The organism is Lelliottia amnigena, from assembly GCF_019047465.1.
In the GTDB taxonomy this organism is placed as follows: Bacteria; Pseudomonadota; Gammaproteobacteria; order Enterobacterales; family Enterobacteriaceae; genus Enterobacter; species Enterobacter amnigenus.
The window spans coordinates 2,498,856-2,524,773 of record NZ_CP077236.1 but is presented as its reverse complement, the minus strand read 5'-3'; the positions used below and the strand labels follow the sequence as shown (position 1 = coordinate 2,524,773).

Annotated in this window: 20 protein-coding genes and 1 riboswitch; of the genes, 15 read left to right on the top strand and 5 right to left on the bottom strand. The window is 55.0% G+C overall.

Annotation, left to right across the window (positions count from 1 at the left end; translation table 11 throughout):
• Positions 1-264: 264 nt before the first annotated feature.
• On the bottom strand, positions 265-1,209 hold the full coding sequence (gene leuO / locus I6L74_RS11840; RefSeq protein WP_059180239.1) for a transcriptional regulator LeuO: 945 nt from the start codon (positions 1,207-1,209) through the stop codon (positions 265-267).
• Between the two features lie 632 nt (positions 1,210-1,841).
• On the opposite strand from leuO, the gene leuL reads away from it, so the two are divergent.
• From leuL to leuD, 5 genes are all read left to right on the top strand, one after another.
• Positions 1,842-1,928, top strand: a complete 87-nt coding sequence (gene leuL, locus I6L74_RS21640; protein ID WP_106379788.1) for a leu operon leader peptide — start codon at positions 1,842-1,844, stop codon at positions 1,926-1,928.
• 90 nt (positions 1,929-2,018) lie between these two features.
• On the top strand, positions 2,019-3,590 hold the full coding sequence (leuA, locus tag I6L74_RS11830) for a 2-isopropylmalate synthase (protein WP_059180131.1): 1,572 nt from the start codon (positions 2,019-2,021) through the stop codon (positions 3,588-3,590).
• Positions 3,590-4,681, top strand: a complete 1,092-nt coding sequence (gene leuB / locus I6L74_RS11825; protein ID WP_059180132.1) for a 3-isopropylmalate dehydrogenase — start codon at positions 3,590-3,592, stop codon at positions 4,679-4,681. The genes leuA and leuB overlap by 1 nt, the downstream gene beginning before the upstream one ends.
• A gap of 2 nt (positions 4,682-4,683) precedes the next feature.
• Positions 4,684-6,084, top strand: a complete 1,401-nt coding sequence (gene leuC / locus I6L74_RS11820) for a 3-isopropylmalate dehydratase large subunit (protein ID WP_059180133.1) — start codon at positions 4,684-4,686, stop codon at positions 6,082-6,084.
• A 10-nt stretch (positions 6,085-6,094) separates the two neighbouring features.
• Positions 6,095-6,700 carry a 3-isopropylmalate dehydratase small subunit gene (leuD, locus tag I6L74_RS11815; RefSeq protein WP_059180134.1) on the top strand — a complete coding sequence of 202 codons (606 nt, stop codon included), beginning with the start codon at positions 6,095-6,097 and terminating at the stop codon, positions 6,698-6,700.
• Positions 6,701-6,771: 71 nt separating this feature from the next.
• Here the strand turns inward: leuD and I6L74_RS11810 are convergent, their stop codons facing one another.
• Positions 6,772-7,950, bottom strand: coding sequence for a sugar efflux transporter (locus I6L74_RS11810; protein WP_059180240.1), 1,179 nt, complete (start codon positions 7,948-7,950; stop codon positions 6,772-6,774).
• A 117-nt stretch (positions 7,951-8,067) separates the two neighbouring features.
• Positions 8,068-8,220 (bottom strand): glucose uptake inhibitor SgrT, encoded by a 153-nt coding sequence (gene sgrT / locus I6L74_RS11805; RefSeq protein ID WP_072241948.1) that lies wholly within the window; start codon positions 8,218-8,220, stop codon positions 8,068-8,070.
• Between the two features lie 88 nt (positions 8,221-8,308).
• Here sgrT and sgrR point away from each other — a divergent pair, with 88 nt between their 5' ends.
• The 4 genes from sgrR (at position 8,309) to thiQ (ending at position 13,393) form a co-directional block, all read left to right on the top strand.
• Entirely contained in the window at positions 8,309-9,964 is a 1,656-nt protein-coding gene (gene sgrR, locus I6L74_RS11800) for an HTH-type transcriptional regulator SgrR (RefSeq protein WP_059180135.1), read from the top strand.
• 36 nt (positions 9,965-10,000) lie between these two features.
• Positions 10,001-10,101, top strand: a riboswitch (TPP riboswitch).
• A 31-nt stretch (positions 10,102-10,132) separates the two neighbouring features.
• Positions 10,133-11,116 (top strand): thiamine ABC transporter substrate binding subunit, encoded by a 984-nt coding sequence (thiB, locus tag I6L74_RS11795; protein WP_059180136.1) that lies wholly within the window; start codon positions 10,133-10,135, stop codon positions 11,114-11,116.
• On the top strand, positions 11,092-12,702 hold the full coding sequence (gene thiP, locus I6L74_RS11790; protein ID WP_059180137.1) for a thiamine/thiamine pyrophosphate ABC transporter permease ThiP: 1,611 nt from the start codon (positions 11,092-11,094) through the stop codon (positions 12,700-12,702). Before thiB ends, thiP begins: the two co-directional genes overlap by 25 nt.
• On the top strand, positions 12,686-13,393 hold the full coding sequence (thiQ, locus tag I6L74_RS11785; protein ID WP_059180138.1) for a thiamine ABC transporter ATP-binding protein ThiQ: 708 nt from the start codon (positions 12,686-12,688) through the stop codon (positions 13,391-13,393). Before thiP ends, thiQ begins: the two co-directional genes overlap by 17 nt.
• Positions 13,394-13,670: 277 nt before the next feature.
• Here thiQ and I6L74_RS11780 read toward each other — a convergent pair whose 3' ends face one another.
• Both I6L74_RS11780 and araC read right to left on the bottom strand, forming a co-directional pair.
• Positions 13,671-14,438, bottom strand: a complete 768-nt coding sequence (locus I6L74_RS11780; protein ID WP_059180139.1) for a DedA family protein — start codon at positions 14,436-14,438, stop codon at positions 13,671-13,673.
• Positions 14,439-14,566: 128 nt separating this feature from the next.
• On the bottom strand, positions 14,567-15,409 hold the full coding sequence (gene araC, locus I6L74_RS11775) for an arabinose operon transcriptional regulator AraC (protein WP_059180140.1): 843 nt from the start codon (positions 15,407-15,409) through the stop codon (positions 14,567-14,569).
• Between the two features lie 337 nt (positions 15,410-15,746).
• Here araC and araB point away from each other — a divergent pair, with 337 nt between their 5' ends.
• The 6 genes from araB (at position 15,747) to rluA (ending at position 25,902) form a co-directional block, all read left to right on the top strand.
• Positions 15,747-17,456: a ribulokinase gene (gene araB, locus I6L74_RS11770; protein WP_059180141.1), complete on the top strand. Its 1,710-nt coding sequence runs from the start codon at positions 15,747-15,749 to the stop codon at positions 17,454-17,456.
• A gap of 10 nt (positions 17,457-17,466) precedes the next feature.
• Entirely contained in the window at positions 17,467-18,969 is a 1,503-nt protein-coding gene (gene araA, locus I6L74_RS11765; RefSeq protein WP_059180142.1) for an L-arabinose isomerase, read from the top strand.
• A 51-nt stretch (positions 18,970-19,020) separates the two neighbouring features.
• Positions 19,021-19,716 carry an L-ribulose-5-phosphate 4-epimerase gene (araD, locus tag I6L74_RS11760; RefSeq protein WP_059180143.1) on the top strand — a complete coding sequence of 232 codons (696 nt, stop codon included), beginning with the start codon at positions 19,021-19,023 and terminating at the stop codon, positions 19,714-19,716.
• 120 nt (positions 19,717-19,836) lie between these two features.
• Positions 19,837-22,194 carry a DNA polymerase II gene (gene polB, locus I6L74_RS11755; protein WP_059180144.1) on the top strand — a complete coding sequence of 786 codons (2,358 nt, stop codon included), beginning with the start codon at positions 19,837-19,839 and terminating at the stop codon, positions 22,192-22,194.
• A 129-nt stretch (positions 22,195-22,323) separates the two neighbouring features.
• Positions 22,324-25,230: an RNA polymerase-associated protein RapA gene (rapA, locus tag I6L74_RS11750; RefSeq protein ID WP_059180145.1), complete on the top strand. Its 2,907-nt coding sequence runs from the start codon at positions 22,324-22,326 to the stop codon at positions 25,228-25,230.
• Between the two features lie 12 nt (positions 25,231-25,242).
• Positions 25,243-25,902: a bifunctional tRNA pseudouridine(32) synthase/23S rRNA pseudouridine(746) synthase RluA gene (gene rluA / locus I6L74_RS11745; protein ID WP_059180146.1), complete on the top strand. Its 660-nt coding sequence runs from the start codon at positions 25,243-25,245 to the stop codon at positions 25,900-25,902.
• Positions 25,903-25,918 lie beyond the last annotated feature (16 nt).

Here is a 25,918-nt window from a genome sequence, read left to right as displayed (position 1 = left end):
CCCTAAGGCAGGCAATCGGCAAACCATGGCGTGAAGAAACGCTAGAAAGCAGAATACACAGGGGATACGTGAGAATTCAGTGAATTCATCTGAGATAAGCTTTTCCGATGATAATTCATCGCCAAAAAAGACGTAGTGTCAGTAATTTATCTATTTTTGAGGGGTAAACAACGTTAAGAAAAAATGCCGACGGGATAAAATTTTGCATTATAAATAAATAGCGGGATAAACCAGATGTTTCACATCGATTTATCCCGAACCGTGTTAACGACGGCAAACACTGGCTAATAGCTCTTCCATCCACTGATGACCTTTATCGCGCCCGGCGGCTTCATGCCAGGAAAGGTAACAGGTACGACTATTTAATTTTAGCGGCAGCGGCATAACTTGCAGATTTAACCTATCTGAGAACTCTTCCGCCAACCAACGAGGAGCAATAGCCACCAGATGCGTCTGTGAAACAATATTTAATACGCTCACCATCGCCATTCCTTGATAAGCCACCTTTGACTGTTTATCGGGTGTGTCATACCACGGCTGGCTGAAAGAGGCATATCTGTCGAGCGCGACCACTGCATGTTGCTCTTGATACACATCACTTTCGAGGAGAGGCCCATTTATGCGCGGGTGCGTCCTGCTGGCGACTAATACCATTTCATCATTAAACAGCGGCACGCAAGAAAACTCCGGACGACGGAACTCTTCATAGCCAATCACAAATTCCGTTTCCTGATAACGCAACTGGTGTTCTGTGTTCTGATTAAGTGAAGATTTAAATATCAGATTTATATTCGGTGCAATGGCTTCGACTTTATTATAGATAACCGAAGTTAAATAGTTATCCAGCGGACTGCACACGCAGAGATGAAAAACGCGCTCACTGCTAACAGGCTCAAAACCCGATCCGGGAAGCTCATTTTGCACCAGCTGCAATGCCTGCCGTATCGAACCAAAAAGTTGACAAGCCCTTGCTGTAGGCTGAATCCCACGGCCGTATCTGACAAATAATTCATCATTGAACATCAGTTTAAGCCGAGCAACAGCATTACTCACTGCAGGCTGCGACATCCCTAATGACTGCGCCGCGCGAGTAATATTCTGCTCCTGCATAACAGCATCAAAAACAGTTAATAAGTTAAGATCCACCGTCCGTAATTGCGGACGGGTCCCGTCACCCACGTGAGTCCGTTCAATTTTGCTTTCTAACATATCTAACTCCACCGTCACGCTAAACTCCTTTTATCTTTGTGCAGTAATAACCTCTAAAGATATTATTTATCATGCAGATAAAATCAGAGAAAGAGAAAGGTTTAAATTTCGGAATATATAAATACTTACGGCAAATAACGTGAAGATGTAAAGACATACTTAAGCGATAAGTGCCAAAAGTGATAACTAAAACATTAGGATTGGAATGAAACCATAAATCTAATGAATAAACAATAAGCCTTATGATGAACTCATATTTAAGCTTTATTAAACTATTCAACACCATCAATACGTGATAGTTAACAACCCATGATCATTGTGCGATTTTCATTCACCTTAGCCGGACGAGATAAGACCCTAACTTGATGAATTAAATAGAATAAATCCACACTCACAAAACATATCAAGCAATATCGAATTGAAACGAATTATATTAAATTAATTCTTAAAGTTTATTTTGAGTCCAATATTAGACTAATTAATTACCTGCAACGATAAAAACCAGCACAATACGCTAAAATAGAAAACCACATACCTTCATTTCTTTAGGCCGTTTTTCATCGCAGGGGTTGACTTGGATCGGCATATCCAGTACCACTAAAGGCATAACGCATTCATCTGGAGCATGATTCATGATTCGTACCGTTCGTTCTCTCAGCCTACTACTACTAAACGCATCCCATTTGCGCGGTAGGCTGGCGAACGAAATTCAACGTTGAATCGTCTCCAGTAAACAAGAAACCCGCGCCAGTGCGCGGGTTTTTTTATGCTCGTAGCAAGGCGCCCCAGGACAGACAAGGACCAAACCCATGAGCCAGCAAGTTGTTATTTTCGATACAACCTTACGTGACGGTGAACAGGCGTTGCAGGCAAGCCTGAGTGTGAAAGAGAAGCTGCAAATTGCGCTGGCCCTTGAACGTATGGGTGTTGACGTGATGGAGGTGGGTTTCCCTGTCTCTTCACCGGGTGATTTTGAATCCGTACAAACTATCGCGCGCACCATCAAAAATAGCCGCGTCTGTGCTCTGGCCCGTTGTGTTGAGAAAGATATCGACGTTGCAGCAGAGTCGCTGAAGGTGGCCGAAGCCTTCCGTATTCATACCTTTATTGCCACCTCGCCGATGCATATCGCCACCAAGCTGCGCAGCACGCTGGACGAAGTCATCGAACGCGCAGTTTATATGGTCAAACGCGCCCGCAATTATACCGATGACGTCGAGTTCTCATGCGAAGACGCCGGTCGTACCCCCATTGCCGATCTGGCGCGCGTCGTCGAAGCCGCGATCAACGCGGGCGCGAAGACCATCAACATCCCGGACACCGTCGGCTATACCATGCCGTTTGAATTCTCCAACATCATTACCGGCCTGTACGAGCGCGTACCAAACATCGATCAAGCCATTATTTCTGTTCACACCCACGACGATTTAGGCCTGGCCGTCGGCAACGCGATTGCCGCCGTTCATGCTGGTGCCCGTCAGGTAGAAGGTGCCATGAACGGGATTGGCGAGCGTGCGGGGAACTGCTCGCTCGAAGAAGTGATCATGGCGATTAAAGTGCGCAAAGACATTATGAATGTGCAGACCCGCATTAATCACAGCGAAATCTGGCGCACCAGCCAGACCGTCAGCCAGATTTGCAACATGCCAATTCCGGCGAACAAAGCGATTGTTGGCACCGGCGCGTTCGCACACTCCTCCGGTATCCACCAGGACGGCGTGCTGAAGAACCGCGAAAACTACGAAATCATGACGCCGGAGTCGATCGGCCTGAATCAGGTGCAGCTGAACCTGACCTCCCGTTCTGGCCGTGCGGCGGTGAAACATCGCATGGAAGAGATGGGCTACAAAGAGACCGACTACAACATGGATCACCTGTATGACGCGTTCCTGAAATTGGCCGATAAAAAAGGTCAGGTGTTCGATTACGACCTGGAAGCGATCGCGTTCATTAACAAGCAGCAGGAAGAGCCTGAACATTTCCGTATGGATTACTTCAGCGTGCAGTCGGGCTCCAGCGATATCGCGACCGCCTCCGTCAAACTGGCCTGCGGCGATGAGATTAAAGCCGAAGCCGCGAACGGTAACGGCCCGGTGGACGCCATTTATCAGGCAATCAACCGCATCACCGGATACGACGTCGAACTGGTCAAATATGATCTGAGCGCGAAAGGACACGGTAAAGATGCGCTGGGTCAGGTGGACATCGTTGTCACCTATAACGGTCGCCGTTTCCACGGTGTTGGCCTGGCAACAGACATTGTGGAATCGTCCGCCAAAGCCATGGTGCATGTGCTGAACAACATCTGGCGCGCCGCCGAAGTCGAGAAAGAATTACAACGCAAAGCTCAGAATAAAGAGAACAATAAGGAAACCGTGTAATGTCGAAGAATTACCATATTGCTGTGTTGCCGGGCGATGGAATTGGCCCGGAAGTGATGACACAAGCCCTGAAAGTCCTGGAAGCTGTACGCACGCGTTTCGCGATGAAAATCTCGACCAGCCATTATGATGTGGGCGGTATCGCGATTGATAACCACGGCACGCCGCTGCCGAAAGCAACGGTTGAAGGCTGTGAAAACGCGGACGCGGTCCTGTTTGGATCCGTCGGCGGCCCGAAATGGGAACATCTGCCACCCGCTGGACAACCTGAGCGCGGCGCGTTATTGCCACTGCGTAAGCACTTCAAACTGTTCAGCAATCTGCGCCCTGCAAAATTGTATCAGGGCCTGGAAGAGTTTTGCCCGCTGCGTGCCGATATTGCCGCTAACGGCTTCGACATTCTGTGCGTGCGCGAATTAACTGGCGGTATCTACTTCGGTCAGCCAAAAGGGCGCGAAGGCAGCGGTCAGCACGAAAAAGCGTTTGATACCGAGGTGTATCACCGTTTTGAAATCGAACGTATTGCGCGTATTGCGTTTGAGTCTGCGCGCAAACGCCGTCACAAAGTGACCTCCATTGATAAAGCCAACGTCCTGCAGTCCTCTATCTTATGGCGTGAAATCGTCAATGAAATCGCCAACGAGTACCCGGACGTGGAGCTGGCGCACATGTACATCGACAACGCCACCATGCAGTTGATCAAAGACCCGTCGCAGTTTGACGTCCTGCTGTGTTCTAACCTGTTCGGCGATATTCTCTCTGACGAGTGCGCCATGATCACCGGCTCGATGGGCATGCTGCCATCCGCCAGCCTGAACGAAGAAGGTTTTGGTCTGTACGAACCCGCAGGCGGTTCGGCTCCGGATATCGCGGGCAAAAATATTGCCAACCCCATCGCGCAGATTCTGTCACTGGCGCTTCTGCTGCGCTACAGCCTGGATGCAAACGATGCAGCAGATGCGATTGAAAACGCCATTAACCGCGCGTTAGAAGAAGGCATCCGTACCGGCGATTTAGCGCGCGGCACGGCGGCAGTCAGTACCGATGAAATGGGCGATATCATTGCCCGCTATGTCGCAGAGGGGGTGTAATCATGTCCAGGACGTTATACGAAAAATTGTTTGATGCCCACGTCGTGTACGAAGCGTCAAATGAAACCCCGCTGCTGTATATTGACCGCCATCTGGTCCACGAAGTCACCTCTCCGCAGGCGTTTGACGGCCTGCGAGCGCACAACCGCCAGGTTCGCCAGCCAGGCAAAACCTTCGCGACCATGGATCACAACGTTTCCACCCAGACCAAAGATATCAATGCGTCTGGCGAAATGGCCCGCATCCAGATGCAGGAGCTGATCAAAAACTGCAACGCGTTCGGCGTTGAGCTGTACGACCTGAACCACCCGTATCAGGGCATCGTCCACGTTATGGGCCCGGAACAAGGCATCACGTTACCGGGCATGACCATCGTCTGCGGCGACTCCCATACCGCCACGCACGGCGCATTTGGCGCGCTGGCGTTTGGTATTGGCACCTCCGAGGTTGAACACGTTCTGGCGACGCAAACCCTGAAACAGGGCCGCGCGAAGACCATGAAAATCGAAGTCACAGGCCATGCCGCACCGGGTATTACTGCCAAAGATATCGTGCTGGCGATCATCGGTAAAACCGGGAGTGCCGGCGGGACAGGCCATGTTGTCGAGTTCTGTGGTGATGCAATCCGCGAGTTGAGCATGGAAGGTCGCATGACCTTGTGCAATATGGCTATCGAAATGGGCGCGAAAGCGGGCCTGGTTGCGCCAGATGAGATCACATTTAACTATGTGAAAGGACGTCTGCACGCACCGAAAGGCACCGATTTTGATGAGGCGGTTGAGTACTGGAAAACCCTGCAAACTGACGAAGGCGCAACCTTTGATACCGTCGTCACGCTGCGGGCAGAAGAGATCGCCCCGCAGGTCACCTGGGGAACTAACCCAGGCCAGGTTATCTCCGTGAACGACAATATTCCCGATCCGGCCTCGTTTGCCGATCCGGTTGAGCGCGCCAGCGCCGAAAAAGCACTGGCGTACATGGGCCTGAAACCCGGTATTCCCCTGACCGAAGTGGCGATCGACAAAGTCTTTATCGGCTCTTGCACCAACTCCCGTATCGAAGATTTACGCGCTGCCGCCGAAATTGCCAAAGGCCGCAAAGTGGCGCCTGGCGTGCAGGCGTTAGTCGTCCCAGGCTCTGGCCCGGTGAAAGCGCAGGCGGAAGCAGAAGGTTTAGATAAGATCTTTATCGAAGCCGGTTTTGAGTGGCGTCTGCCGGGCTGTTCCATGTGTCTGGCGATGAACAACGACCGTCTGAATCCGGGTGAACGTTGCGCCTCGACCAGCAACCGTAACTTTGAAGGCCGTCAGGGCCGTGGCGGTCGCACGCATCTGGTCAGCCCGGCGATGGCAGCAGCAGCGGCTGTCACCGGTCATTTCGCCGATATTCGTGTTTTAAAATAAGGAGACAATCATGGCAGAGAAATTTACCCAGCATACAGGCCTGGTTGTCCCTCTGGACGCGGCAAACGTGGATACTGATGCCATTATCCCAAAACAGTTTTTGCAGAAAGTCACCCGCACTGGCTTTGGTGCACACCTGTTTAACGACTGGCGTTTTCTTGACGATCAGGGCCAGCAGCCGAACCCAGAATTCGTGCTGAACTTCCCGGAATTTAAAGGCGCTTCGATTCTGTTGACGCGCGAAAACTTCGGCTGCGGTTCATCGCGTGAGCATGCGCCGTGGGCACTGACGGATTACGGGTTTAAAGTGGTTATCGCGCCGAGTTTCGCCGACATCTTTTACGGCAACAGCTTCAACAACCAGCTGTTACCCGTGACGCTGAGCGACGAGCAGGTCGACGAGATGTTCGCGCTGGTAAAAGCCAATCCGGGCATCACGTTTGAAGTGGATCTGGAAGCGGAAGTCGTCAAAGCGGGCGATAAAACTTACGCCTTTAGTATTGATGCGTTCCGCCGCCATTGCATGATCAACGGTCTGGACAGCATCGGACTGACGCTCCAGCATGAAGATTCTATTGCGGCCTACGAGAACAAACAGCCTGCATTTATGAACTAAAATGAATGGCCCGTGTTAAGCGGGCCATTCATCAGTGTGCAAAACCAGGCTTTAAACTACCCCTTCTCCTTTCACACATCCTTCACCCGGCAGGTGAGCGCCAGCGTTAATAGAGAAATTGCCGCAATCACCCAGTACACCGCAAAATGTCCGTAGCTTTGTACCAGCGCGCCCTGAATCACGCCCGCCAGAATCACCCCGGTTGAAATACTGTTGGTGAAAAGCGTCGTCGCTGACCCTGCTCTTCCAGGCATCAGGTCCTGGAACCACAGCATGCCGATCCCGGCGACAATTCCGATGAAAATCGCGTTAAACAACTGGAGCGCCAGCAGCGCTTCGCGACTGTGAAACATAATTAACCCGAGATAAAACAACACCCCTGCCGCCACAGCCACCACCATCATCCGGCGTTTACCAAAGCGTTTGACGTAATAACCCGCCAGGATCATCGCGGGAATTTCCAGCCCGGCGGCCGTCCCCATCAAGATCCCCGCCAGCTTGTCCGGCAAACCCAGATCGTTACTGATCCACAGCGGCATATCGATGATGTACATGGTGTTGCAAGTCCACATCAGCGTCGAGGCGATAAACAACATGCGCACATTTTTGTTCTGCCAGCCGCTAATCTGCGTCACGGGCTTATCGGTCGCCTGCTCTATCCGGGCAACCGACGGCAGTACGCACGCGATCAGCACCAGACTGATAGCAAAGATCCCCGCGGCGATAGAAAACATCACGGTAAAGCCATAATTCAGCGCGATCATAAACGCCAGCGGCGGGCCGATGACCCACGCTAAGGATAACTGGGCGCGCATTACTGAGCTGAACATCACCACTTCTCGTGCCGAGTTATCGGCATACTCGCGCGCCAGGGCAAAGAGCTGTGGCATAGCGGTATTGGCCAGCGATGCCAGCAGCACGCCACAGGTGATAAGCGTCAGATAATGGCGGTTGAACGCGAACAACAGCGCGTTACCGATCGCCATCGCACAGCAAAACAGAATCAGCTTGCGGCGATCGCCCTGACTGTCCGAGCGCTTTGCCAGCCACAGGCTCACCAGGATCCCGGCGATGGCGTTGACGGTATAAAAGAGCCCAACCCAAAACGGCTGCGCGCCGACTTCGCGGCTGAGGAACAAGCTCAACGTCGGAGCCTGAAGCGCTCCCGCCACGCCCATCATAAACGCCACCAGCATAAAAGCGGCGTACACCCCATTCAGGCGCCGACCCATCGTCATCAACCAGAGCATGCTCAGATCCTTGTTAAAACGAATAAACAGAGGGAATAGTAAACGAAAAAAGCCAGCAAAAACATTTTGCTGGCGGGTGATAAGCACCAATACTCAGTCACACATGATCGAGGCAAGTCAGCGATCCGAGGTCGTTTGCGTAACCTCCCACTGCATCAATTCTTCCAGCATTTTCAGCCGCTGCTCGGCGCACTGGCGGGCCAGCCAGGACACTCCTTTTGTCGCTAAAAAGTACTGCTGATAAAACTGACGTGCGGTTGACCTCTTCATCATTCACTCCCTTGCTTCATCGGAAATGATTATTGGCTTAATATAGGGATTAATAAATTGATGATTTTTTGGCAGGAGTTCCCCTTTTATGGCGTCAGGTCGTCTGCAACAACAATTCATCCGCCTCTGGCAGTGCTGCGAAGGCCTGGAGCGGGAGACCACGCTCAACGAACTGGCTGAACTCCTGAACTGTTCACGCCGCCATATGCGCACGCTCCTCAACACCATGCAGCAGCAGGGCTGGCTCAACTGGGAAGCCGAAGCCGGGCGCGGTAAACGTTCACGTTTGACGTTCCTCTATACCGGCCTCGCCCTGCAACAACAGCGCGCCGAGGATCTGCTGGAGCAGGATCGGATTGATCAGCTGGTGCAACTGGTCGGCGATAAGGCTGCGGTGCGTCAAATGCTGGTGTCCCATCTGGGGCGTAGCTTCCGCCAGGGACGCCATATTCTGCGCGTTCTCTACTATCGGCCGATGAAAAATTTGTTACCCGGCAGTGCATTACGTCGATCCGAAACGCACATGGCGCGGCAGATCTTTAGTGGCCTGACGCGCATAAATGAGGAAAATGGGGAACTGGAAGCCGATATTGCTCACCACTGGCAACAGCTTTCGCCCCTGCACTGGCGTTTCTTTTTGCGTCCAGGCATTCATTTTCATCATGGACGTGAGCTGGAAATGGACGATGTTATCGCGTCGCTGCAACGTGCCCGCGAACTGCCGCTCTATTCTCATATCTCGCGCATCCACTCGCCAACGGCCTGGACGCTGGATATCGAACTTTCGCAGCCCGATCAGTGGCTGCCATGGCTGATGGGCTATGTGCCGTCGATGATTTTGCCGCACGAGTGGCAATCGATGCCTCATTTCTCCAGCCAGCCTGTCGGCACGGGCCCATATGCGGTGACACGCAATAACAATAATCAACTCAAGATTCGCGCCTTTGATGACTACTTTGGTTATCGCGCACTGATTGACGAAGTGAATGTCTGGGTATTGCCCGACATCAGCGAAGAGTTCAGCCCTGGCCTGACGCTGGAAGGCCCCACCGAAGGCGAAAAAGCCGTTGAGAGCCGACTTGAAGAGGGCTGTTACTACCTGCTGTTTGATGCCCGCACGCATCGCGGAGCCAGCCGCGACGTGCGCCAGTGGGTGAGCCAAATTCTCGCCCCCGCCAATCTGATTTATCAGGCGGAAGATCAACACCAGACTTACTGGTTCCCGGCGTATGGGCTGCTTCCTCGCTGGCACCATGCCCGCCCCGGACGCGGCGAGAAACCCGCCGGGCTGGAATCCATCACCCTGACCTATTATCGCGAACACGTTGAGCACCGTTTTATCGCCAGAATCATGAGCAAACTGCTGGCGGCAGAGGGCGTGAAGCTCGAGATTCAGGAAGTGGAATATGATGAGTGGCATCGCGGCGAAGCGGTGAGCGATATCTGGCTCAACAGCGCGAATTTCACCCTGCCGCTCGACTTCTCCCTGTTCTCACATCTGTTTGAAATCCCGCTGATCCAGCACTGTATTGCCCGCGACTGGCAGCAGGACGCCGCGCAATGGCGCGCCGGGGAAATGAATCTCGCCGTCTGGTGCCAGCAGCTGCTGTCGCAGCAGGCGATGGTTCCGCTGATCCACCACTGGCTGATGATCCAGGGGCAGCGCAGTATGCGCGGTATGAGAATGAACACCTTAGGCTGGTTTGACTTTAAATCGGCCTGGTTTGCACCGCCGGAACCATAACACTTTCGTAATATTCACCAAATCATTACACTACTGCTGTTCTCAACGGGGTGCTGCATCAATGATGTGCGCTGAGATAATACCCGTCGAACCTGATCCGGATAACGCCGGCGAAGGGATTTGAGGCTGTCGCTCAAAATCCTTTGCCACTCAACTTTGAGGTGCAAAGTGTTAAAAAAAGTTCTCCCCCTGCTGGCGCTGTTTGCGCTGCCTGTTTTTGCCAAGCCCGTGTTAACGGTCTACACCTACGACTCCTTCGCCGCTGACTGGGGCCCTGGACCGGTCGTCAAAAAAGCCTTTGAAGCCGACTGCAACTGCGAGATGAAATTCGTGGCGCTGGAAGACGGCGTCTCGCTGCTGAACCGTCTGCGCATGGAAGGTAAAAACAGCAAAGCCGACGTGGTGCTGGGCCTCGACAATAATCTGCTGGACGCGGCCTCACAAACCAAACTGTTCGCCAAAAGCGGCGTGCCCTCCGAGGCGGTTAACGTTCCCGGCGGCTGGAAAAATGACACGTTCGTGCCGTTCGATTACGGCTACTTCGCGTTTGTGTATGACAAAAACAAACTCAAGAATCCGCCTAAGAGCCTGAAAGAACTCGTTGAAAGCGACCAGAAATGGCGCGTGATTTACCAGGACCCGCGCACCAGCACGCCGGGTCTGGGCCTGCTGCTGTGGATGCAAAAAGTCTACGGTGACAACGCGCCAGAAGCGTGGCAGAAGCTGGCGGCGAAAACCGTTACCGTCACCAAAGGCTGGAGCGAAGCCTACGGCCTGTTCCTCAAAGGCGAAAGCGACCTGGTTCTGAGCTACACCACCTCGCCGGCATATCACATCATCGAAGAGAAAAAAGACCATTACGCGGCGGCGAATTTCTCTGAGGGGCACTATTTGCAGGTGGAAGTGGCCGCACGTACGGCAGCCAGCAAACAGCCTGAACTGGCTGAAAAGTTCCTGAAATTTATGGTTTCACCGGCATTCCAGAATGCGATCCCGACCGGCAACTGGATGTATCCGGTGACCAACGTGACTTTGCCTGCGGGCTTTGATCAGTTGACCAAACCACAAACGACGCTGGAATTTACCCCGCAGCAGGTTTCCAGCCAGCGCGCAGCATGGATCAGTGAATGGCAACGCGCTGTCAGCCGTTAATCCCCGGCTGGCTGATCCCGGGGCTGATTGCCGCCACGTTAATGGTGGTCGTCAGCCTGGGTGCTTTTCTGGCGCTGTGGTTTAACGCGCCAGAGAGCGATCTCGTCGCGCTTTGGCATGACAGCTATCTCTGGCATGTCGTGCGTTTCTCTTTCTGGCAGGCGTTTCTCTCTGCGCTGATCTCCGTCGTGCCGGCGATTTTTCTGGCTCGCGCCCTGTACCGCCGACGCTTCCCCGGTAGGAAAATCCTGTTGCGCCTTTGCGCCATGACGCTGATTTTACCGGTGCTGGTCGCGGTGTTCGGCATTCTGAGCGTTTACGGCCGCCAGGGGTGGATCGCTTCGCTACTGAGCGTTTTTGGTATCGAGTGGACCTTCTCGCCTTACGGTCTGCAGGGCATTTTACTGGCCCACGTCTTTTTCAATATGCCGATGGCGACGCGACTGTTTTTACAGGCACTGGAAAATATTCCCGGTGAACAGCGCCAGCTCGCCGCACAGCTTGGTATGCGCGGCTGGCCGTTCTTCCGGTTTGTCGAATGGCCGTGGCTGCGCCGCCAGATCCCACCGGTTGCCGCGTTGATCTTCATGCTCTGTTTCGCCAGCTTTGCAACGGTTCTGTCGCTGGGGGGCGGGCCACAGGCAACAACCATTGAACTCGCGATTTATCAGGCGCTCAGTTTTGACTACGATCCGGGCCGTGCGGCGATCCTGGCGATGGTTCAGATGTTCTGCTGTCTGGGGCTGGTGCTGCTCAGCCAGCGTCTGAGCAAAGCGATCGCGGTGGGCAGCCATCAGGTTAGCGGCTGGCGTGACCCGCAGGATCGCTGGCGCAGCCGGGTTACGGACATCGTACTGATTGCGCTGGCGTTGCTGCTGATGCTCCCGCCATTGCTCGCGGTGGTGGTGGATGGCCTCAATCTGAATGTGATTTCCGTGCTGCAACAGCCTGTGCTGTGGCAAGCAACCGGCACCTCGCTGCGCATTGCCATCGGTGCCGGTTTGCTGTGCGTCCTGCTGACAATGATGCTGTTGTGGAGCAGCCGTGAGCTGTACGCGCGTCAGGCCAGAGTCGCCGGACAAGCGCTGGAGCTGAGCGGAATGCTGATTCTGGCGATGCCGGGCATTGTGCTGGCGACCGGTTTCTTCTTACTGTTTAACAGCACTATCGGCCTGCCCGCTCACGCGGACGGCATCGTGATTTTCACCAACGCGCTGATGGCGATCCCCTACGCGCTCAAAGTGCTGGAAAATCCGATGCGCGACGTCAGCGCCCGTTACACTTTGCTTTGTCAGTCACTGGGAATGCGCGGCTGGCAGCGGTTGAAAGTGGTCGAACTCCGCGCACTAAAACGCCCGATTGCTCAAGCGTTGGCCTTTGCCAGCGTGCTGTCGATTGGCGATTTCGGTGTCGTGGCGCTGTTTGGCAATGACGATTTCCGCACGCTGCCGTTCTGGCTCTACCAGCAAATAGGCTCCTATCGCAGTCAGGACGGCGCTGTCACGGCGCTGTTGCTTCTGCTGCTGTGCTTTACCTTGTTCACCGTTATCGAAAAACTACCGGGGCGTGATGCTAAAACTGACTGATGTAACCTGGCTTTACCAGCACCTGCCAATGCGTTTTACCCTGACCGCGAAGCAAGGTGAAATGATCGCGATTCTCGGTCCCAGTGGGGCGGGCAAAAGCACCTTGCTCAATCTGATTGCCGGTTTCCTGCCGCCCGCGCGCGGAGAGATGACGATTAACGGTCAAGATCATACTCACACGCCCCCCTCGCAGCGTCCGGTGTCGATGCTGTTTCAGGAAAATAATCTGTTTACCCATCTGACCGTCCGCCAGAACATTGGGCTGGGAATGGATCCGGGGCTGAAACTGACGGCGGGGCAACGTCAAAAATGTGATGCTATTGCACAGCAAATGGGGTTGACGGAATTGAGCGATCGCCTGCCGGGAGAGTTGTCCGGCGGCCAGCGTCAGCGCGTGGCGTTGGCGCGCTGTCTGGTTCGGGAGCAGCCGATTTTACTGCTTGATGAGCCGTTCTCAGCCCTCGATCCCGCGCTGCGACAAGAGATGCTGCAGCTGGTGAAGGACGTGTGTCAGCAGAAGCAACTCACCATGCTGATGGTGTCGCACAGCGTGGAAGACGCCGCCAGCATTGCGCCACGAGCGGTGGTGATTGCCGACGGGCGCATCGACTGGGATGGCGAAACGCAAGCGCTGCTTAGCGGAAACGCCAGCGCCTCAGCGCTGCTGGGAATACATGCGCAGCCGGTTTAGGCACTGAATCGTCTGATGCCCTCACCCCGCCCCTCTCCCACAGGGAGAGGGAGAAAACCCACTGACATGCACGCAGCGAGAAAGAGAAAATCTGCTGACTTGCACACAATGAGAGGGAGAAAATCCGCCGACATGCACACAGCGAGAACGAGAAAACCCGCCGACTTGCACACAATGAGAGGTAGAAAATCCGCCGAGTTGCGCGCAGCGAGAAGGAGAAAACCCGCTGACATGCATACAGGGAGAAGGGTAAAACCGCGATCGAAAAGAAGAAAAATTACCGGCTTACCACCTTCAGTAAAATCTCACCGTACACCGGCATGAGCGGATGACGAATCAGCGCCGCCAGCGCGACTACCGCAACGCCCAAGAGTAACGGCGCAAGCCAGATCAAACGACTGCGCGGCAAATAGTGCGTCAAACGATCCGTCCCGGCTTTGGCGCTGCGCCATAAACGCCAGCACAGCCAGACGCCCACCCACAGCAACAGCGCGGTCGCTAGCAGCAGCCATTTGAAGTCACCGCTTTGGGCATCAACGGGAATATCGGTCGCCGCACCGGCCAGGATCCCGGGCAGGAAATAGAACGGCGGCCAAAGGACGCAGCCGATGATATTGGGCAGGATAAATTTGGCAACCGGCAGATCCAGCATCCCGGCAACCATTGGCACCAGCGGACGCGTGGGGCCGACAAATCGCCCAACCAAAATGGTAAACATGCTGTGCTGATGCAGGGCATGTTCCGTTTTATCGAGCAACGCCTTGTTCTTTTTCATGAATGACCAACGGTGCAGCGGCTTTTTAAAGCGCCAGCCCAGCCAGAACGACAGCCAGTCTCCCAGCAGACAGCCTATAATTCCGGCCGCCCATGCCTGCCAGAAGTTAACCTCCCCGCTGCCAATCAGGGCACCCAGCCCCGCCATCATGACTGTCCCGGGTAAAATCAATCCCACCAGCGCCAGCGATTCCAGGAAGGCCACCAGCGCGACAGCAATCAGCGAATACGCGACGGATTGAGTAATAAAATGTTCCAGCAATGCCTGCATAACGATTCCGGTCAGATGACGAAGCAGGGATTCTGCGAAGCGCTTCCTGCCGCGTCAAGACAACAATTGTCTGAAGAGTTTACTGGTTACTGCCGGACTTCACCTGTTTGTTTAATTTTTTTTACTATTTATTCACATCCGGCGCGGAATTCGCTGGGGCTGGCACCGGTACATTTTTTGAATACGCGCGAAAAATAGAGCTGATCTTCAAAGCCCACGTTGCGCCCGACGGTGGCGATCGGCATTCGCGTTGTACTGAGCAGCAGTTTGGCCTGACTGATGCGCTGATCCTCTCGCCAGCTCAACACGCTGACGCCAAGCTGCTGGCGAAACAGGTGCGACAGACGCGATGGCGACAGGCAAACGTGCTGGGCGACACCCGCAATATCAAACTGGCTGTCCGCCAGATGGTCACTGATGTACTGGCAGGCGTCGCGCACGCGGTGATCCAGCGGCGGGTTAAGCGATGCGTTGATCGCCTCCATGCGCCGCAGCAGCAGCTGTTCCAGCAGGTTTATCGCCAGCAGTTCCGCGTAACGCCCCCCTACCTGCGCATCAATAATCTGGGCAAACAGTTCGCGAAACTGCGCCTGGTGCGCCTCATCCGGGCGGTAATAACCGGTGTGAGCAAAAATCGCCGGCCACGCCAGCCACTCCTGCCAGTAAGCACGCGGACGGAAATAGACCCACTGGTGATACCACTCTTTGGCATCTGGATGACGTCCGTAGTGATGCACTTCCCCCGGCGGGAACAGCAAAATATCCCCTGGCCGACAGACAAATTGCCGATCGTTATTGTGGATCACCCCTTCGCCACGCACGGTGATATTCAGAATGTACCCCTTCATTCCGAGCGGTCGATCGACAAAAAAGTCGAGATAGCCGTCGGCTTCAATGGGGGTCAAACCCGCGACCAGATGGGCGTTGAAGGAGTAACCCGGCAGCAAGGGATCGTTTTGTATTTCGGCCATAAATTGGTGACTCCCAACGGTCAAGAAGGAAACAAATTGTCCATATCGAGAAAAGCGGTCTAAAAACGGGGCGTTAAAAGACGTTCATTGCATCCGCGCGCTTTCCGATCCGCCTTAATTCAGCATTTATCCCAGATTTATCCGCCACTTCAGGCGAAACAGCAGTAACAAAAGTGTCTATAACTACGGCAGAAATGTCCACATTGATTATTTGCACAGCGTCACACTTTCAACCTTAACAGCAATTTAGTCCATAAGATTAGCGGATCCTGCCTGACGATTTTTTCCCTCAATCTCTAATGTTGATTCATACCCGTTTTTTGATGGAGCAACAGAAATGGCAATTGCGATTGGCCTCGATTTTGGAAGTGACTCGGTACGCGCTCTGGCGGTGGAGTGTCGTACGGGGCAGGAAATAGCGACCAGCGTCGAATGGTATCCGCGCTGGCAAGAGGGGCGTTACTGCGATGCGCCAAATAATCAGTTCCGTCATCATCCGCGTGATTACATCGAATCGATGGAAGCGGCGATCAAAACCGTGCTGGCCGAGTTGAGTAAAGAACAGCGTGCGCAGATTGTCGGAATCGGCGTGGACAGTACCGGCTCAACGCCTGCGCCTGTCGATGCTGAAGGCCGCGTGCTGGCGCTGCGTCCTGAATTTGCCGATAACCCGAACGCCATGTTCGTGCTGTGGAAAGACCATACCGCGGTCGAAGAAGCCGAAGCCATCACCCGTTTGTGCCATCAGCCGGGCAAAGCCGACTACTCGCGCTACATCGGTGGGATTTACTCCAGCGAATGGTTCTGGGCAAAAATCCTGCACGTCACCCGCGCGGACCGCGCCGTGGCGCAAGCCGCTGTCTCCTGGATTGAGCTGTGCGACTGGGTTCCGGCGCTGCTGTCCGGCACAACGCGACCTGAGGATATCCGTCGCGGGCGCTGTAGCGCAGGGCATAAATCACTCTGGCACGAAAGCTGGGGCGGCCTGCCACCTGCTGCGTTCTTTGATGAGCTCGACCCGATTATCAACCAGAGCCTGAAATACCCGCTCTTTACCGACACCTTCACCGCCGATATCCCGGTAGGCACGCTCAACGAAGAGTGGGCGCAACGCTTGGGTCTGCCACAAAACGTCGCGATTTCCGGCGGCGCGTTCGACTGCCATATGGGTGCCGTTGGCGCTGGCGCGCAGCCGAATACGCTGGTCAAAGTGATCGGCACATCAACCTGCGACATTTTGACCGCCGATAAAGCCACCGTGGGCGACCGCGCGGTAAAAGGCATTTGTGGCCAGGTTGACGGAAGCGTTGTCCCTGACTTTATCGGTCTCGAAGCCGGGCAGTCCGCCTTTGGCGATATCTACGCCTGGTTTGGACGCGTGCTGTGCTGGCCGCTGGATCAGCTGGCCGCGACGCATCCGGAGCTGAAACCGCAAATTGATGCCAGCAAAAAAATGCTGCTCCCGCAGCTCACCGAGGCGTGGGCAAAAAATCCGTCTCTTGATCATCTCCCGGTGGTGCTCGACTGGTTCAACGGTCGCCGTACTCCGTTTGCCAACCAGCGACTCAAAGGGGTGATCGCGGATCTCAACCTGGCAACCGATGCGCCTGCGCTGTTTGGCGGCCTGATTGCGGCGACCGCGTTTGGGGCGCGCGCGATTATGGAGTGCTTCACCGAACAAGGTATCGCCGTAAACGAGGTGATGGCGCTGGGCGGTATCGCCCGTAAAAATCAGGTGATCATGCAGGCCTGCTGCGACGTCCTGAATCGTCCGCTGCAAATTGTCGCCTCCGATCAGTGCTGCGCGCTGGGTGCGGCGATTTTTGCCGCCGTCGCGGCAGGCGTTCACGCCGATATCCCGACCGCGCAGCAGCACATGGCGAGCAAAGTTGAAAACACGCTTCAGCCGCGCCCTCAGCAAGCACAACGCTTTGAACAACTTTATCAGCGCTACCTGCAATGGTCGAAAAGCGCTGAACAACACTATCTCCCTGTCGCCGCCCCCGCCAAAAACAGCGCGGAAAAACCGGCAACCCTGACACATTAAGGACACGATAATGACCATTTTTAATAATTATGAAGTGTGGTTTGTGATTGGCAGCCAGCATTTATACGGACCGGAAGCGCTGCGTCAGGTGACTCAACACGCGGAACACGTTGTTAATGCGCTGAACGCAGAAGCTAAACTGCCGTGCAAACTGGTGCTTAAACCGCTCGGCACCACGCCGGACGAAATCACCCACATTTGTCGCGACGCCAATTACGACGATAAATGCGCTGGTATGGTGGTGTGGCTGCACACCTTCTCTCCGGCCAAAATGTGGATTAACGGCCTGACCATCCTCAATAAACCGCTGCTGCAGTTCCATACTCAGTTCAACGCGTCCCTGCCATGGGATAGCATCGATATGGACTTTATGAACCTGAACCAGACCGCGCACGGCGGCCGCGAGTTTGGTTTTATCGGTGCGCGTATGCGCCAGCAGCACGCGGTAGTGACCGGGCACTGGCAGGATCAACACGCGCAAAAACGTATCGGCTCCTGGATGCGTCAGGCCGTATCAAAACAAGATACCCGCCATCTGAAAGTGGTACGTTTCGGCGATAACATGCGCGAAGTGGCCGTCACCGACGGTGATAAAGTCGCAGCACAGATTAAATTTGGCTTCTCAGTGAATACCTGGGCGGTCGGCGATCTGGTACAGGTGGTGAATGAAATCAGCGATGGCGATGTGAGCGCGCTGGTTGATGAGTATGAAAGCAGCTATCGCCTGACCGCGGCCGCTCAGGTTAAAGGCGATAAACGCCAGAACGTGTTGGATGCTGCGCGTATTGAGCTGGGCATGAAGCGCTTCCTTGAACAGGGCGGCTTCCATGCGTTCACCACCACGTTTGAAGATCTCCATGGCCTGAAACAGCTTCCAGGCCTCGCAGTACAACGTCTGATGCAGCAGGGCTACGGCTTTGCGGGCGAAGGCGACTGGAAAACCGCCGCCCTGCTTCGCATCATGAAGGTGATGTCGACCGGTCTACAGGGCGGCACCTCATTTATGGAGGATTACACCTACCACTTTGAGAACGGCAACGATCTGGTGCTGGGCTCGCACATGCTGGAAGTGTGTCCTTCGATCGCCGTTGAAGAGAAACCGATCCTCGACGTGCAGTATCTGGGCATCGGCGGCAAAGCCGATCCAGCACGCCTGATCTTCAACACCCGTACTGGCCCGGCGATTAACGCCAGCCTCATCGACCTGGGCGATCGTTTCCGCCTGCTGGTGAACTGCGTTGATACCGTCGAAACCCCGCACTCTCTGCCGAAACTGCCGGTGGCGAACGCGCTGTGGAAAGCCCAGCCGGATCTGCCAACGGCGTCCGAAGCGTGGATCGTGGCCGGTGGTGCACACCACACCGTCTTCAGCCATTCGCTGGACCTGAACGACATGCGCCAGTTCGCTGAACTGCACGACATCGAGCTGACCGTTATCGACAACGATACCCGTCTGCCAGCGTTTAAAGACGCGCTGCGCTGGAACGAAGTGTATTACGGTTCAAAACGTTAACAGGGAACCTTTAGCCTGCCGCAGGGCGGGCTTTTTTTCCTGGAGGATTGCATGTTAGAAGATCTCAAACGTCAGGTACTCGACGCCAATCTGGCGCTGCCAAAACATAACCTCGTCACGCTGACCTGGGGCAACGTGAGCGCCGTCGATCGTGAAAAAGGCGTGTTTATCATTAAGCCGTCCGGCGTTGATTACACGGTGATGACCGCCGACGATATGGTGGTTGTCAGTCTCGCGACAGGTGAAGTGGTGGAAGGCAACAAAAAGCCCTCCTCGGATACGCCGACCCATCGCCTGCTGTATCAATCATTTCCGTCGATTGGCGGCATCGTACATACGCACTCTCGCCACGCCACTATCTGGGCGCAGGCCGGGCTTTCTATCCCCGCGACAGGCACCACGCACGCGGACTACTTCTACGGTGCGGTGCCCTGCACGCGTAAAATGACCGACGGCGAAATCAACGGCGAATATGAGTGGGAAACCGGCAATGTGATTGTCGAAACCTTTGAAAAACAAGGGCTCGATGCTGCCCAGATGCCGGGCGTGCTGGTGCACTCTCACGGCCCGTTCGCGTGGGGCAAAAACGCCGAAGATGCGGTGCATAACGCCATTGTGCTGGAAGAGATCGCCTATATGGGCATCTTCACGCGCCAGTTATCTCCGCAACTGCCGGATATGCAACAAACGCTGCTGGATAAACACTATCTGCGCAAACACGGCGCGAAGGCCTATTACGGCCAGTGATCGTGCCCTCTCCCCGTGAGAGGGCTGCAAAACGCACGCCATAACACCTGTATAAAATCCCAGCACAACATCCCTAACCAGGCTATAATCAGGCCTGGTTTTGTTTGATGGGATAATGGCGTGGCGCAGGCGCAAGAAGGCTTTTTACTGACCCGGCACTGGCGGGACACGGCTCAGGGCACCGAGGTCGAATTCTGGCTGGCGACGGATACCGGTCCGCTGAACGTGACGCTGCCGCCGCAGGAGTCCGTGGCGTTTATACCGGAACAGCACGTCGAAAAAACGAAGGACGTGCTGCGCGGTGAAAACGGCTGGCGCATCACGCCGCTGGACCTGAAAGATTTCCACCGTCAGCCCGTTTACGGCCTTTATTGTCGCGCCCATCGCCAACTGATGCGTTTCGAAAAGCTGCTGCGTGAAGCGGGCGTTACCCTGTATGAAGCGGATATCCGCCCGCCTGAACGTTTCCTGATGGAGCGTTTTATCACCGCCCCCGTTTGGGTCGACGGTACCCCGCAGGGCAGCAAGCTCACCAACGCCCGGCTGAAACCCAATCCACATTATCGTCCCCCTTTGAAATGGGTGTCGCTGGATATCGAAACCACGCGCCACGGCGAGCTGTACTGCATCGGGCTGGAAGGCTGCGGGCAACGCATTGTGTATATGCTTGGGCCGCCAAACGGCGATGCCTCCGGGCTGGATTTTGAGCTTGAGTACGTTAACAGCCGCCCGCAATTACTCGAAAAGCTGAATCAGTGGTTTGCCAGACACGATCCCGATGTGCTCATCGGCTGGAACGTGGTGCAGTTTGATTTGCGCGTCCTGCAAAAACACGCCGAACGCTATCGCATTCCGCTGGTCCTCGGGCGCGGCAATAGCGAGCTTGAGTGGCGCGAGCACGGTTTCAAAAACGGCGTGTTTTTCGCCCAGGCGAATGGCCGTTTGATCATCGACGGTATCGACGCGCTGAAATCGGCTTTCTGGAGTTTTTCCTCTTTCTCGCTGGAGGCGGTGTCGCGAGAGCTACTCGGCGAAGGGAAATCGATCGATAATCCGTGGGATCGCATGGACGAGATCGACCGACGCTTTCACGAAGATAAACCGGCGCTGGCCACTTATAACCTGAAAGACTGCGAGCTGGTAACGCGCATTTTCCACAAGACGGAGATTATGCCGTTCCTGTTAGAGCGCGCGACCGTCAACGGTCTGGCGGTCGATCGTCACGGCGGATCGGTCGCCGCGTTTGGTCACCTCTATATTCCTCGTATGCACCGCGCCGGTTACGTCGCCCCCAATCTTGGCGAAGTCCCTCCTCAGGCCAGCCCTGGCGGCTATGTGATGGACTCCAGGCCTGGGCTGTATGACTCGGTTCTGGTGCTGGATTATAAAAGTCTGTATCCGTCGATCATTCGCACGTTCCTGATCGATCCGGTCGGTCTGGTGGAAGGTATGGCGCAGCCCGACGAGGCGCACAGCACCGAAGGATTTTTAGGCGCACGCTTTTCGCGCGAGAAAAACTGCCTGCCAGAAATTGTCAGCCAGATCTGGCACGGCCGCGAAGAAGCCAAACGACACGGCAATAAACCGCTCTCCCAGGCTCTGAAGATCATTATGAATGCTTTTTACGGCGTGCTGGGGACCAGCGCCTGCCGCTTCTTCGATCCGCGTCTGGCCTCGTCGATCACGATGCGTGGACACGAAATTATGCGCCAGACCAAAGCGCTGGTGGAATCGCAGGGCTATGACGTGATTTACGGTGATACCGACTCGACGTTCGTCTGGCTAAAAGGCGCGCACAGCGAAGAAGACGCCGCGAAAATCGGCAAACATCTGGTCTCTTTCGTGAACGAGTGGTGGCATAACCATTTGCAAAAAGAGCGCTTAACCAGCGCGCTGGAACTGGAATTCGAAACCCACTTTTGTCGATTTTTGATGCCGACAATTCGCGGCACTGAACAGGGCAGCAAGAAACGGTATGCAGGGTTAATTCAGGAAGGCAAAGAGCAACGCATGGTATTTAAAGGCCTGGAAACCGTGCGTACCGACTGGACGCCGCTGGCGCAGCAGTTCCAGCAAACGCTGTATCTGCGCGTGTTTCGCAATGAACCGTATCAGGATTACGTCCGCGAGACGATTGCCAGCCTGATGGCCGGCGAGCTGGACAGCCAACTGGTCTATCGCAAGCGCCTGCGCCGCCCGCTGGAAGAGTACCAGCGTAATGTGCCTCCGCACGTTCGCGCAGCGCGTCTGGCGGATGAGGAAAACGTGCGCCGTGGCCGCGCGCCACAGTATCAAAATCGGGGGACCATTAAGTATGTGTGGACCACCAGCGGCCCGGAGCCCGTGGATTATCAACAGTCGCCGCTCGACTACGATCACTACCTCACGCGACAGCTTATGCCCGTCGCCGATGGAATTTTACCTTTCGTCGACGATGATTTTGCTACACTCATGACAGGACAACTTGGGCTATTTTGACGCGTGACGAAAACGCCTTCATCCAGTACCATAGCGCCCTTTCCATTCCCGGACCCATTTTTCGATGGCCGTCATTCTGCGACGGCGGTTGAACTATTGCCTGCAATTAAAGATTAGAGCCGAACAACTATGCCTTTTACACTTGGTCAACGCTGGATCAGCGATACAGAAAGCGAACTCGGATTAGGAACGGTAGTGGCGCTGGATGCGCGAATGGTCACTATTATGTTCCCTGCAACCGGTGAAAACCGTCTGTATGCACGCAATGACTCCCCTGTTACCCGTGTCATGTTTAATCCGGGCGACACCGTCACCAGCCATGAAGGCTGGCAGCTGAAGATTGAAGACGTAAAAGAAGAGAACGGGCTGCTCGCCTATATCGGAACGCGTGTCGATACCGATGAAGCAGACGTTATGCTGCGCGAAGTGATGCTCGATAGCCGTCTGGTGTTCAGCAAGCCTCAGGATCGCCTGTTCGCCGGCCAGATTGACCGTATGGACCGCTTCGCACTGCGCTATCGCGCGCGCAAGTTCCAGAGCGAACAGTACCGCATGCCGTGGAGCGGCCTGCGTGGACAGCGCACCAGCCTGATTCCGCATCAGCTCAACATCGCTCACGACGTGGGGCGTCGTCACGCGCCGCGCGTGCTGCTGGCGGATGAAGTAGGCCTGGGTAAAACCATCGAAGCGGGCATGATTTTGCACCAACAGTTGCTGTCTGGTGCCGCGGAACGTGTGCTGATCGTGGTGCCTGAAACCCTGCAACACCAGTGGCTGGTCGAAATGCTGCGCCGCTTTAACCTGCGTTTTTCCCTGTTCGATGACGAGCGTTATGCCGAAGCCCAGCACGACGCTGAGAACCCGTTCGAAACCGAGCAACTGGTGATTTGCTCCCTCGACTTTGTGCGTCGCAGCAAGCAGCGCCTTGAGCATCTTTGCGATGCTGAGTGGGATCTGCTGGTCGTCGATGAAGCGCACCATCTGGTCTGGAGCGAAAACGCCCCAAGCCGCGAGTACATGGCGATTGAACAGCTGGCGGAACGCGTCCCCGGTATTCTGCTTCTGACGGCAACGCCAGAACAGCTGGGACTGGAAAGCCATTTTGCGCGCTTGCGCCTGCTCGATCCCAACCGTTTCCACGATTTTGACGTGTTTGTTGAAGAACAGCAGAATTACCGTCCGGTGGCCGATGCGGTCGCCCTACTGCTGGCTGGCAAACATCTTTCCAACGATGAGCTTAATACGTTGAGCGATTTGATTGGTGAACAGGATATTGAGCCGCTTTTGCAGACGGCCAACAGCGATCGTGACGGCGCTGAAGCCGCGCGTCAGGAACTGGTTTCCATGCTGATGGACCGCCACGGCACCAGCCGCGTGCTGTTCCGTAACACCCGTAACGGTGTCAAAGGTTTCCCGAAACGCGAACTGCACACCATCAAACTGCCGCTGCCGACGCAATATCAGACGGCGATTAAAGTTTCTGGAATTATGGGTGCGCGTAAAAGTGCTGAAGAACGCGCTCGCGATATGCTGTATCCGGAGCAGATTTATCAGGAGTTTGAAGGCGATACCGGAACCTGGTGGAACTTCGATCCACGCGTTGAATGGCTGATGGGCTATTTGACCGCGCATCGTTCGCAGAAAGTGCTCGTGATTTGCGCCAAAGCAGCCACCGCGCTTCAGCTGGAACAGGTCCTGCGCGAGCGTGAAGGTATTCGCGCGGCGGTGTTCCACGAAGGGATGTCTATCATCGAACGTGACCGCGCGGCGGCATGGTTTGGCGAAGAAGACAGCGGCGCGCAGGTTCTGCTGTGTTCCGAAATCGGTTCAGAAGGCCGTAACTTCCAGTTCGCCAGCAAACTGGTGATGTTCGATCTGCCGTTTAACCCGGATCTGCTGGAACAGCGTATTGGCCGTCTGGACCGTATTGGCCAGGCGCATGATATTCAAATCCACGTCCCGTACCTGGAAAATACCGCGCAGTCCGTGCTGGTGCGTTGGTTCCACGAAGGGCTGGATGCGTTTGAACATACCTGCCCGACCGGACGCACCATTTACGATCAGGTGCACAGTGATTTGATTGGCTATCTGGCATCGCCGGAAAATACCGACGGTTTTGACGATCTGATTAAAACCTGTCGCGAAAAACACGATGCGCTGAAGATTCAGCTGGAGCAGGGTCGTGACCGTCTGCTGGAGATCCACTCCAACGGCGGCGAGAAAGCACAAGCCCTGGCAGAAAGCATTGAAGAACAAGATGACGACACCAGCCTGATCAGCTTTGCGATGAACCTGTTTGATATCGTAGGGATTAACCAGGACGACCGTGGCGAAAACATGATTGTTCTGACGCCGTCCGATCACATGCTGGTGCCTGATTTCCCTGGCCTGCCGGAAGATGGTTGCACCATCACCTTTGAACGTGATGTGGCACTTTCTCGTGAAGATGCGCAGTTCATCACCTGGGAACATCCGCTGATTCGTAACGGCCTGGATCTGATTTTGTCCGGTGATACCGGGAGCAGCACCATTTCGCTGCTGAAAAACAAAGCCCTGCCGGTGGGTACGCTGCTGCTTGAACTGATCTATGTCGTTGAAGCACAGGCACCAAAACAGCTGCAACTTAACCGCTTCTTGCCTGCGACACCGGTGCGCCTGATGCTGGACAAAAATGGCACCAACCTGGCGGCTCAGGTGGAGTTTGAGAGCTTTAACCGTCAGCTCAGCGCGGTGAATCGTCATACGGGCAGCAAGCTGGTGAATGCCGTTCAACAGGACGTCCACGCCATATTGCAGCAGGGCGAAGCGCAAATTGAGAAAGCCGCGCGAGCGCTGATCGATTCCGCACGTCGCGAAGCCGATGAAAAACTCTCGGCAGAACTTTCTCGTCTGGAAGCGTTAAGAGCCGTGAACCCGAACATCCGTGACGACGAACTGGCAGCCATCGAGAGCAACCGTCAGCAGGTGCTCGAAAGCCTGGATCAGGCGAGCTGGCGACTGGACGCGCTGCGTCTGATCGTTGTGACGCATCAATAAACGGAGCGCGACATGATCATGGAGACCTACAATCCGCCAATGGACCCCTGGTTGGTCATTCTGTATCAGGATGAGCATATTATGGTGGTCAACAAGCCGAGCGGGTTGTTGTCCGTGCCAGGCCGTCTGGAGGAGCACAAAGACAGCGTGATGACCCGCGTACAGCGCGATTATCCTCAGGCAGAATCTGTGCATCGTCTGGATATGGCGACCAGCGGTGTGATTGTCGTGGCTCTGAACAAAGCCGCCGAGCGCGAACTGAAGCGTCAGTTCCGCGAACGCGAGCCAAAGAAACAGTACATCGCGCGAATCTGGGGACATCCGGAAAAAGCGGAAGGGCTGGTAGATTTACCCCTGATCTGTGACTGGCCGAACCGACCAAAGCAAAAAGTGTGCTTTGAGACCGGCAAAGCCGCGCAGACGGAGTATGAAGTGTTGGAGTATACGCCGGATAACACCGCGCGCATTTTGCTCAAACCGATTACGGGGCGTTCGCATCAACTGCGTGTGCATATGCAGGCGTTAGGTCATCCGATTCTGGGGGATCGCTTTTACGCGACATCGGAAGCGCTGGCAATGGCGCCGCGTCTACAGCTGCATGCTGAGAGGCTGACCATTACCCATCCGGCGTTTGGCACGTCGATGACGTTTAAAACGCCTGCCGACTTTTAATGTCCGCCCGGTTTTT